Source organism: Stenotrophomonas capsici, assembly GCF_034961085.1.
Lineage (GTDB): Bacteria > Pseudomonadota > Gammaproteobacteria > Xanthomonadales > Xanthomonadaceae > Stenotrophomonas > Stenotrophomonas capsici.
On sequence record NZ_JAYFUH010000079.1, the window covers coordinates 20086 to 30853 of the forward strand.

9 protein-coding genes are annotated in these 10768 nt (G+C 67.0%); 4 read left to right on the forward strand and 5 right to left on the reverse strand.

Going from position 1 to position 10768, the window contains the following annotated elements; translation table 11 throughout:
- Nucleotides 1-78: 78 nt before the first annotated feature.
- The gene (sufT, locus tag VA603_RS06730; protein WP_132864900.1) at nucleotides 79-630 is read right to left on the reverse strand and encodes a putative Fe-S cluster assembly protein SufT; all 552 of its coding nucleotides are present in this window, start codon (nucleotides 628-630) and stop codon (nucleotides 79-81) included.
- A gap of 107 nt (nucleotides 631-737) precedes the next feature.
- Between sufT and VA603_RS06735 the strand changes: the two genes are divergently transcribed.
- The 3 genes from VA603_RS06735 to VA603_RS06745 all read left to right on the forward strand — a co-directional run bounded on the left by VA603_RS06735 (nucleotide 738) and on the right by VA603_RS06745 (nucleotide 4997).
- Nucleotides 738-1160, forward strand: coding sequence for a hypothetical protein (locus VA603_RS06735; protein ID WP_132864901.1), 423 nt, complete (start codon nucleotides 738-740; stop codon nucleotides 1158-1160).
- 266 nt (nucleotides 1161-1426) lie between these two features.
- A complete protein-coding gene (locus tag VA603_RS06740) occupies nucleotides 1427-4360 on the forward strand; it encodes a TonB-dependent receptor domain-containing protein (protein ID WP_323438323.1) in 2934 nt (977 codons plus the stop codon).
- Between the two features lie 109 nt (nucleotides 4361-4469).
- Complete coding sequence (locus VA603_RS06745; RefSeq protein ID WP_243694016.1) at nucleotides 4470-4997, forward strand: 2OG-Fe(II) oxygenase; 528 nt, start codon at nucleotides 4470-4472, stop codon at nucleotides 4995-4997.
- Here the strand turns inward: VA603_RS06745 and VA603_RS06750 are convergent.
- Nucleotides 4982-6799 (reverse strand): tetratricopeptide repeat-containing sulfotransferase family protein, encoded by a 1818-nt coding sequence (locus VA603_RS06750; RefSeq protein ID WP_323438324.1) that lies wholly within the window; start codon nucleotides 6797-6799, stop codon nucleotides 4982-4984. The genes VA603_RS06745 and VA603_RS06750 overlap by 16 nt on opposite strands.
- A gap of 372 nt (nucleotides 6800-7171) precedes the next feature.
- Here VA603_RS06750 and VA603_RS06755 point away from each other — a divergent pair, with 372 nt between their 5' ends.
- A complete protein-coding gene (locus tag VA603_RS06755; protein ID WP_323438325.1) occupies nucleotides 7172-8107 on the forward strand; it encodes a helix-turn-helix domain-containing protein in 936 nt (311 codons plus the stop codon).
- A 39-nt stretch (nucleotides 8108-8146) separates the two neighbouring features.
- Here VA603_RS06755 and VA603_RS06760 read toward each other — a convergent pair whose 3' ends face one another.
- From VA603_RS06760 to VA603_RS06770, 3 genes are all read right to left on the reverse strand, one after another.
- Nucleotides 8147-8866 (reverse strand): DUF4410 domain-containing protein, encoded by a 720-nt coding sequence (locus tag VA603_RS06760; RefSeq protein ID WP_323438326.1) that lies wholly within the window; start codon nucleotides 8864-8866, stop codon nucleotides 8147-8149.
- A gap of 29 nt (nucleotides 8867-8895) precedes the next feature.
- Nucleotides 8896-10332 carry an NAD(P)(+) transhydrogenase (Re/Si-specific) subunit beta gene (locus VA603_RS06765; protein WP_323438327.1) on the reverse strand — a complete coding sequence of 479 codons (1437 nt, stop codon included), beginning with the start codon at nucleotides 10330-10332 and terminating at the stop codon, nucleotides 8896-8898.
- Nucleotides 10329-10768 (reverse strand): hypothetical protein (locus VA603_RS06770; RefSeq protein ID WP_323438328.1); only part of this gene is annotated, 440 nt, incomplete at its 5' end. The genes VA603_RS06765 and VA603_RS06770, both read right to left, overlap by 4 nt.

Below are 10768 nucleotides of genomic sequence, written 5' to 3' on the forward strand. Positions count from 1 at the left end.
GTCACCGGTTCCAACGCGTCCGGCCGGCGGCAGCTGCGGTACGGGAAATGCCGGTACCGCAGGCGCGCAGGCCAGCCGTTACAGCATGCCAGTTTCCAGACGGGCCGCCTCGGACATCATGTGACGCCCCCACGGCGGGTCGAACACCAGCTCGACGTCGGCCTGGGCCACCGTCGGGATCATCTCCAGCTTGCTGCGCACGTCGTCGACCAGGATCTCGCCCATGCCGCAGCCCGGCGCGGTCAGCGTCATCTTGACGTCCACCTCGCGCTGGCCGTCGTCCAGGTGCCTGAGGTCCACCTCGTAGATGAGCCCCAGGTCAACGATGTTGAACGGGATCTCGGGATCGAAGCAGGTGCGCAGCTGCTGCCAGACCAGCTTTTCGACATCCTCGTCGCCGGCGTCGTCCGGCAGTTCCAGCCCCGGCGGCGGCTCCTTGCCGATCGCGTCGCCGTCCTTGCCGGCGATGCGGAACAGGTTGCCTTCGACAAACACGGTATAGCTGCCACCCAGCGCCTGGGTGATGTAGCCATAGCTGCCGGCGGGCAGGGTCACGCTGTCGCCCTGCGGCACCATCACGGCCGGGCAATCACGTTCGAAATGGACGGGTTCGCTGCTACGGGAATACATGTGGATCGATATGGGGACGCGGTCGCTACCCGCAAGATGGCCATTTTATCCGACTGGGCGCGTCGCCCGCTGAAGGGCTATGCTGCGGAACCTGTCCGGGAATGCTCATGTCCTCCGTTTCCTCGTCGGCGCGCGCCGTCCACCACTGGCTTTGGCCGCTGTTGCTGCTGCTGGGAAGCATCACCCTGACCGTCTTGTGGCTGCTGGTTGCCCTGTCGCTGGGCACCCAGGCCGGCTGGATGGCGATCGTCGCCGCGCTGGAAGCCGCGTGGATGCTGCGTCTTGGCGGTTTGCCCGGCGGCCGGGCGCGGGTCCTGATCACCCTGGCGGCCACCGTGCTGATCGCCGCAGCCACCAACTGGCTGATCGCCTCGGCCTACATGGGCGGGCCGATGGGGCTCACTCCGTGGGAATCTGCGTTGCGCATGGGGCCCCATCTGGCCTGGACCCTGCTGTCCATGGCCAACGGCCTGGCCGAGGGCATCTGGCTGCTGATCGCCCTGGTGGTCGGCTGGCGCATGGCCCGCTGAGACCTGCGGCCGGCAGCTCCCGCTCGCCGTAGTATCCCCCTCCTCCATACCCCTGCCGACATGTCCGACGCCGCCGGCGGCAGGTCGTTGCGGGGGCCGACCTTGCCTGCGCGCGCGCCATGTGACGCCACGATCTCGCAATGTTTCAGACACTGCGAGACAAAATGTCAGTTCCGGCACATGGTTCCCTGCCGGAGACGCACATTTGTTGGAGTTAATAATTCGTAATTTCAAGGCTCCCCCGCACCAGCCAAGCGGAGTTGCCCGTGAGCATCAAGCCCCTGAGTCAGGCCGTACGTAGTGCATTGCTCCCCCTTTCCACCGCCGCCCTCGCATTGGGGGCCGCAGGCAGCGTCCTGGCCCAGGACACACCGCCCAAGGAGGAAGCCACCAACCTGGACCGCATCCAGGTCACCGGCTCGCGCATCAAGCGCGCCGACCTGGAGACCTCCAGCCCCGTCTTCACGATCGACCGCCAGAACATCGAAAGCTCCGGTGCGGCCACGGTCGGTGAGTTCCTGCAACGCACGCCGGCCATCGCCGGTGCGGCCACCAACCCCCAGGTCAACAACGGTGGCGGCGCCGGCGCGGCGACCGTGGACCTGCGCGGCCTGGGCGTGAACCGCTCGCTGGTGCTGGTCGACGGCAAGCGCTGGATCGGCACCATCTCCAACGCCAACGGCGCGGTGGACGTGAACTCCATCCCGATGGCGCTGATCGAACGCGTGGAAGTGCTCAAGGACGGCGCCTCGGCGATCTACGGCTCCGACGCCATCGGCGGCGTGGTCAACTTCATCCTGCGCAAGGACTTCCAGGGACTGGAAGCCAGCGCCTTCTATGGCATTTCCTCGCGCGGTGACGCCGATACCCAGCGTTTCGACGCCACCTTCGGCATGCATGGCGACAAGGGCCGGCTGATGCTCGGCGCCAGCTATGACAAGGAAGACTCGGTCAGCGCCGCCGACCGCACCTACTCCAGCCAGCCTTACCAGCTGTATGCCGGCGAAAAGGGCATCGGCGGCACCAGCCGCATCCTGACCGGCCGCTATGTGGTGCCGCGTACCGCCGCCGGCGGCGTGGACCTGAGCGACCCGAACTGCGGCACTGGCGCCAACGTCACCCTGACCCGCATCGATGGCCGCCCGGGCACGTCGCAATCGGACTTCCGCTGCTTCAACGCGGCCACCGACGTCTACAACTTCCAGGCCGATGGCAACCTCAACCTGACCCCGCAGGAGCGCACCTCGCTGTTCATGAGCGGCAACTACCAGCTCACCGACAACATCGAGGGCTTCCTGCTGGGTTCGTGGCTGCGCACCGAATCCTCGTTCTTCATCGCGCCGCTGCCGTTCGACGGCCGCGCGGCGGTGGACAACGTGCCGATCAGCGCGGACAGCATGTACAACCCGTTCGGCGTGGACATCACCGACGCACGCCTGCGCCTGCGTGACTTCATCCCGACCCGCACCACCCGCTTTGAAACCGAGACCTACCAGATCACCGCCGGTCTGCGCGGTGCCTTCAGCGACAGCAGTTGGAGCTGGGACGCTTCCTATGGCTACGGCCGCACCCCGCAGACCACCGCGGTCCGCGGCTACCTGTACAGCCCGGGTCTGACCGACGCACTGGGCCCCTCGATGGTCGACCCGGCCACCGGCAACCCGATCTGCGTGCGCACGCCCGGCGACCCGGCCACCGCCATCGCCGGCTGCCTGCCGGTCAACTTCCTTGGCCCGCCGCCGGACCCGAGCACCGCCGCCGGCCAGGCCCAGCTGGCCGCGCTGGAGCTGATCAACCCGACCATCCACAGCAGCAGCGAGAACGACCTGAAGGTCTTCAATGCCAACGTCACCGGCGACCTGTTCCAGTTGCCGGCCGGCGCCGTCTCGCTGGCGGTGGGCGTGGAACGCCGCGAGGAATCGGCCAGTTCCAGCAGTGATTTCCTGACCATCATCCCGCCGGGCGAGACGGTCTGCCTGATCACCCAGGAAGCCTGTACGTTCGGCGACATCAACGGCAAGTTCGACGTCAACGAAATCTACGCCGAAGCACTGATCCCGCTGCTGGCCGATGCGCCGTTCGCCGAGAAGCTCAACGTCTCGCTCGGCACGCGTTACTCGGACTACTCCAACTTCGGCGGCACCACCAATTCCAAGATCGGCATGGAATGGAAGCCGTTCGCCGACCTGCTGATCCGCGCCACCTACGCCGACGTGTTCCGCGCCCCGACCATCGGTGACCTGTACGCCCCCACCGTGCCCAGCGCCAGCACCTACACCGACCCCTGCAACGGCTACACCGGCGGCAATCCCAACGCCTGTACCGGCGTCCCCACCGACGGCTCGTTCCGGCAGAGCAACAACCAGGTCACCTCCTTCCAGGTGGCCAACCCGGACCTGCTACCGGAAGAAGGCGACGTGCTCACCTACGGCTTCGTCTACAGCCCGAGCTGGCTGGAAGGTTTCAGCATCACCGCCGACTACTGGCGCGTGAAGCTGGACCAGTTCATCACCAACCTGCCGGAGAACGTGCTGCTCAACCAGTGCTTCAACTTCGGCCGCTTCTGCGACACCTTCGTCCGCGACGATGCCGGCGACGTGGCGCAGATGACCAACGTCACCGGCAACTTCGGCACGCTGAAGACCGCGGGCATGGACATCGGCTTCCGCTACCTGTTCCCGGAAAGCGCATGGGGCAAGTTCAGCTGGAACCTGGATACCACCTACCTGGCCCAGTACGACGTGCAGCTGCTGTCCGGCGACCCGAGCAGCAACGTCGGCGCTTTCCCGGGCATTCCGGGCAGTACTGGCCTGGCGGGCACGTTCGTCGACAACGCCTCCTCGGGCTTCGGCAACATGGCCCGCTGGCGTGCACTCAACGACATCAGCTGGTCGCGCGGCAACCTCAGTGCCAGCCTCACCACCCGCTACGTACACCACGTGTACGAAGCACCGGACGTAGCCGATGTCACCGAGCCCGGCTACGTGGCCAGGCGCCGGGTGCCGTCCTTCACCCAGACCGACCTGCAGATCGGCTACCGCTTCGAGGACCTGAACAACAGTTCGATCCAGATCGGCGTGCGCAACCTTACTGACCGTCAGCCGCCGTTGATCTATTCTGGCTTCAACGCCTCGACGGACATGCGGACCTACGATGCAATCGGACGTTACTACTGGATGCGCTGGACAGCCCGCTTCTGATCCCGCAGCCGTCACCACCCCTTCCGCCGCGGCCCCGGCCGCGGCGGAAGGACACGGCGGCGACCTTCGCCACTACATCCGCACCTACGATGACAGCCTGCCAACGGAGATGTGCGGCAAGTTGATCGCGTCGTTCAACGCGTTGGGCCGCTTCCAGCAACGCAACGGGCGTGGCGTGCGCGCCGGGCTCGAACAAAGCGCCTGGACCGAGCTGGACATCAGCCGGCTCTCCGATGCGCCGTTCCTGGCCTTCTTCCGGCAGCTGATCAGCCAGTCGCTGCAGCGCTACAACGCCGATGTCGCGCTGCCACTGGCCCTCCCCGACAGCCCCCTGCTCAGCCCGCTCATCCTCAAGCGCTACCGCGCCGGTGGCGATGAGAAGTTCCAGACACACTTCGATGCCATCAACGACGTCTGCGACCGCTACCTGGTGTTCCTGTGGTACCTCAACGACGTCGGGCACGGCGGCCAGACCTGGTTTCCCGGCCTGCACACCGGCGTGGCCCCGCGTGCCGGCCGCCTGCTGATGTTTCCGCCGTACTGGATGTACGCCCACCAAGGCCAACCGTCGCCGGACCAGGACAAGTACATCCTGTCGACCTACCTGCGCTTCCCGCAGCGTCACTCCATCGTGTAGCCGAACCGCCTTGCCCACGGCTCCAGTTCGGCCAGCACGGCATCGCCAAAGAAGGCGCGGTAGCGCTTCCAACGGCCCACCGCGTTGGCATTCACCGGCTCGATCACCTGCGAATAGCTGGGCGTGTTGATGCGCCGGCTGCGCTGCGCCGCTGCATGGTGCGACTGCAGCTGCGCGGCCTGCATCGGCAGCGACAGGAAGCCCATCAGCGCCTCCAGGCGCTGCGCCGGGGCCTGCACCAGGTCTTCGTAGCGCAGTACATGCACGCGCGCCGGCACCCATTCGCGCTGCGCATGCCACCATTCCATCACCCGGACGTAGGTCTGCGCCGTGGACGCCAGCGATTCGAAGGCCAGCGCGCCGCCGTTCAAGCCGAATGCCTGCATATGGCAGCTGAGCACGCAATCGCAGGGGTGGCGCAACAGCAGCAGCCAATCGGCCTGCGGAAACAGGCGGGCCACGTACGGCAGCCGCGTCATCGTCAGTGGGTACTTGTCCACCAGCCGCCCCTGCGGCACGAGGTGGCGATGGACCTGCTGCCAGTAGTCGGCGCGCGCCTGGTCCACCGCGGCGCCGGGAAGACCATCCAGCGATGCATCCAGTGCCGCGTCACGCCAGCCGTCGCGCCTGCGCAGGTTCTCGATCATCACTTCCAGCGCTGGCCGCTCATCGAGCACGTCCAGCGCGCTGTGCGCATCGAGCATGCGCTCCAGCAACGTCGTGCCGGAACGCGGGAACCCCACCAGGAACACCGGATCGGGCGGCCCCTGCCGCGTGCCTGCATCGACCGCCACGGCCGGCGCGTGCCGCCGGCGCTGGTCCAACCAGCCCAGCACGGCCGGCAATGCCGTTTCCGGCCAGCGTGACTGGAACGCAAGGCGGGCCTGTGCGTGCGCGTGTTCGAGCGCATGGATCGTCGCAGCCGCGTCGCCCTCCTGATCGTGGTCCTTCGCCACCTCGAACCAGAGCTGGGCGCGCATGGCCGGATCGGCACCGAACGGCAATGCGGCCTGCGCCAGCGCGGCCGCCGTGCGCGGCTGCCCGCTGCGTCGCGCAATCCGCGCCGACGCCAGTGCCAGCATCGCCCGCCCGTCATCCGACGCCGGCGGTGGCAGACCGGCCAACACCTGGGCCGCCTCGTCCACGCGGTTGAGCCGTTCCAGCAACAGCGCCAGCTGGATACGCGGTTCCGCATCCTCCGGCATCTGCCCGATCAACCCGGTGTACAGCGCCAGCGCCACTTCGTCCTGGCCGCACTGCATCTGCAGCCACGCCAATGCCTTGCGCTGCTGCCCGCCCAGGTGGCCGGCCTCCAGCCCCGCCAGCACCTGCGCCGCGTCGTCAAAGCGTTCGAACTCGACCAGGCAGCGTGCGTAGGCCAGGCGTACGTCCGCCGCCTCCGGCTCCAGCGCATATGCCCGCACAAGCAACTGGCGCGCAGGGGCGAACCCGCCCTTGCCAAGGCAGGCCAGCCCATGCCCGAGCAGGTAGGCCACTCCCTCCGCGCCCTGGCGGCGCGCGTTCTCGAATGCCTGCACGGCCGCGTCGATGTCATCCAGTTCCAGGCAGGCGTTGCCGAGATTGATCCAGGCCTCGACCAGGTCCGGCTGCAGGCGCAACGCGTGTTCGAGCAGCGGCCGGGCATGTCCGACCTGGCCATGCTGGAGATGGAACGTCGCCAACAGCGCCAGGCCGGGCGCGAATGCCGGCGCCACCTGTACCAACCGTCGAGCCAATGCTTCGGACTGTGCGCACTGGCCGTCATGCCACAACGCCAACGCCTGCTCGTAGAGATCGCGCACCTGTCATCGCCCCTGGAAGTTGCATGGGAAATCATCACAACGCTCGACGCGGAATCGCAATAAATGCAAATCAAGCTGCAAACCCATGCACGCGCGGCTTGCGCCTGCGGGTTCAGCATGGGCCATCCGGCCTCCTGGCAACTCTCTCCCAGGCGAGACCTTCCTCAGCCCCCGGCGTAATGGGGAAAGCAGGGCCAAAAAACCGGATCTGCCCGGCTTGTCCGGGCTATTTTTTTTCCTGCGATTTGGTCATACGCTACACCCGATTGATGTCGCAGGCAGGAACACGCAAGGGCATTCCCAGCAGCGCTGCTTTTCACGTTGAAGCCATCCATCCACGACACGGTCGGGACCCCCGACGGTGGAGGCGCAGTGAAGATCCGGCACCACCAGCTCCACGGATCGCAGGCCCTGAGCCTGCCTTCCGGTCCCAGCGACAGCGTGCATGTTGTCGCCAGTTCAGGACGCGGGACACGCCTGCAGGTGCCGGCAGGCTGGGTAAGCGTAACGGCCATTCTGCATGGCGAACTCGAACTCTCCAGCAATGACACGCCCTGGCTGCTGCCTTCGCGCCACGTGCAGGTCTGGCTGGAGGGCGGGCTGCGGCATCACAGTCGCTGCCATGCGCGCTGGATGTGCATCACTGCCCCACTGCAGACGTGGCGCCAGGCACACCCCGGCCCGCTGCCGGGCAGTGCGTTGATCCCGCGCCAGGAACCCTGTCCGCACGCCCTCGCCCGCCCGATCGTGCACCTCACGCGCACGCGCTGGTTCCCGACCGACGCCGATACCCCCGAAGTAGCCGATGCGTTCATGCAGCTGCACGACGCCCTCATCGAGCAGCAGCAGGCGCTGCAGGGCGAGCTGGAACGCTGCAGCGGGCGTACCGCCGCGCGCCGGCACCAGACGCTGCTGCGCCTGCTCAAGGTGCAGCACCTGATCCGCTGCAACGTCGACGACCGGCTGGATCTTTCGCGACTGGCGGCGATCGCCAACTACTCGCCCACGCACCTGATCCGCGTCTACCGCGAGGTGTTCGGCGAAACGCCGAGCGAGTACGCCATCCGCCTGCGCCAGCAACGTGCGTGGGAGCTGGTCCAGGGCACCGGACTCTCCGTCTGCGAGATTGCCGAATCGCTCGGCTTCGAAAGCGAGAGCGCGTTCTGCCGGGCGTTCAAGCATGCCTTCGGTTGCACCACCTCCGAAGCGCGACGCCGCCAGGGCGCCGGCCCGCTGCAAACCACCCGACCACCATCCTGCGCGGATGCGGCATCTGCCGACCAACGGGCACCTGCCCTGGCGCCTTGACGCGGGCACGCTATCTCACGATTGCCATGCGGCGCTCGATCAACGCGTTGCCGGCAATGCCCGCTTGACGAAGGTGGCGACCTTCTCGCCGAAGTCATCCAGCCCCTTGTCGGCATCGCCACCGATCCAGCCACCCACCTTGCGGTCCGTCACGTCTTCCTCGGCCAACAGCGCCCCATCGGACTTGCGCACCGCGCGTGCCATCACCGAGAACTTCTGTGCGCCCGCACCGAAGCCAACAAAATAGCGCAGGGCCTGGTTGCCCTTCTTGAAGTCGACGATGCGCCCGGTCAGCAACACCGTGCGCTGCGGATCGGGGCAGCCAGTCGTCGCACCGGCCAACGCGGCGCGCATGCCGGCAATCTTGCCCGGGATGTTGCCGGCCACGCTGCGCTGGATCTCCGCCAGCCGCTCGGCGGGAATCATCGCCGCGCGTGCCTCTTCCTTGCTGGTGATAAGCCCATCATTGACCTCGAAGCGGGCCACTTCCACGCAGTCGAAACGTGTCTGCGACAACGGCAGCGCCGGTGACGCCACGGGCATCGGCGTCGGCAACGGTGCCGGCACGGGCTGCTCATGGGTCACCGGCGGGGGTACCGCCGACACTTCGCTTGCTGGCGACGCCGCGGTCGCCGGCTCCGTGGCGGCCGCATCGCCGGACCGGTTCTGCGACCACCAGCCACTGTTGGACTGTGCCAACGCCATCCCACTGCACAGCACCAATACGTAGCACAGGCCGCGACTGCCAACGTTCCGCATGTTTCCCCCTGGATGATGAAATGGCGGGCTCAGTGCCCGCCGTCGAGCGCCTTCAACTCACTGACCAGCGCGCTTGCCGCTTCGGCACCGTCGCCGTACAGCATGCGCGTGTTGTCGGCGTAGAACAGCGCGTTTTCGATGCCGGCAAAACCGGTGCCCTTGCCGCGCTTGATGACGATGGTGTTCTTCGAATTGACCACGTCCAGGATCGGCATGCCGTAGATCGGGCTGCCGGGATCGGTCTTGGCCACCGGGTTGACCACGTCGTTGGCACCGATCACCAGCGAGACGTCGGTGGTGGCGAACTCGGGGTTGATGTCGTCCATGTCGGCGATCAGGTCGTAGGGCACGCCGGCCTCGGCCAACAGCACGTTCATGTGCCCTGGCATGCGTCCGGCCACCGGGTGGATGGCGAACTTCACCTTCACCCCGCGCTCGATCAGCCGCTGCGCCAGCTCCCAGATCTTATGCTGGGCCTGCGCCACCGCCATGCCGTAGCCGGGCACGATCACCACGCGCTCGGCGAAGGCCATCATCGCCGCCACGTCGGCCGCTTCGATCGGCTTCTGGCTGCCGCTGATCTCCGCTCCCTGGCCGCCGCCACCGAAGTTGGAGAACAGCACGCCACTGATCGGCCGGTTCATCGCCTTGGCCATCAACCGGGTCAGCAGGATGCCGGCCGCACCGACCATCATGCCGGCGATGATCAATGCCTCGTTGCCGAGCACGTAGCCCTCGAAGGCCACCGCCAGGCCGGTGAAGGCGTTGTACAGCGAGATCACCACCGGCATGTCGGCACCGCCGATCGGCAAGGTCATCAGCACGCCCAGCGCCAGCGCCACCACGAAGAAGCTGATGATCGCCACCGGCTGCAGGCTCACCGCCGCCCACGCGCCCAGTCCCACCATCGCCACCGCCGTCAACAGGTTGAACGCCTGCTGGCCGGGGAAGGTGACGCGCTTGTCCAGCCGGCCGTCCAGCTTGGCCCAGGCAATGATCGAGCCCGACAGCGATACCGCGCCGATCGCCGAGCCGATCACCGCCAGCGCCAGCACCGTCGCCGACGGCTGCCGTGCGGCAAGCGCGGCGATGGCCTCGGCACTCCAGTGGCTGGTGTCGCGACCGGCAACATCGGAAAAACGCAGCAGTTCAACCGCGCCGATGGCCGCCGCCGAGCCGCCGCCCATGCCGTTGTACAGCGCCACCATCTGCGGCATGTCGGTGATGGCCACCTTCTTGGCCGACACCCAGGCCAGGCCGGTACCCAGCAACAGCGCTACCGCGATCAGGCCCAGGTTGTGCAGCCCCGGCAGCAGGAAGGTGGCGGCAGTGGCGATCAACATGCCCGCTCCGGCCCAGTGGATGCCGCTACGCGCGGTCCTGGGCGAGGCCATGCGCTGCAGGCCGAGCAGGAACAGCGTCGCAGCCACCAGGTAACTCACCTTCACCAGCACCGTCATGCTCATGCAGCCTTCTCCAGAACCGTTGTGTCTTGAGCGGCAACCCGCCGGTCACGGCGGTGGTGTTCCCGCATCTCGATGGCCGTCTTCAGCAGGCCGATCATGCCCAGCCCGAACGCCACCAGCCCCAGCGACAACTGCGACAGCGCCGTCGACGCGGCCAACGCGGTACCCGCCAACCCGAGAAGGATCGGCAGCAACGCCTGCACGGTCAGCAGCCACAGCATCCAGTAGCCCTTGCGCGGGTCTTCCCAGACCTTGCGCGAGACTTCGTTCTGGGTACGGGTCGGATCCTGCAACGAGGACATGCCGATGCCCACGCCGGCGTACAACAGCGCGTTGTTCAGCGCCTCCAGCAGCCCGCCCAGGCCCGTGAAGAACGGCGAAGCGACGTAGTACAGCGCAACCAGCATGGCCGGGTACTGCAGGTAGCTCAGCCACT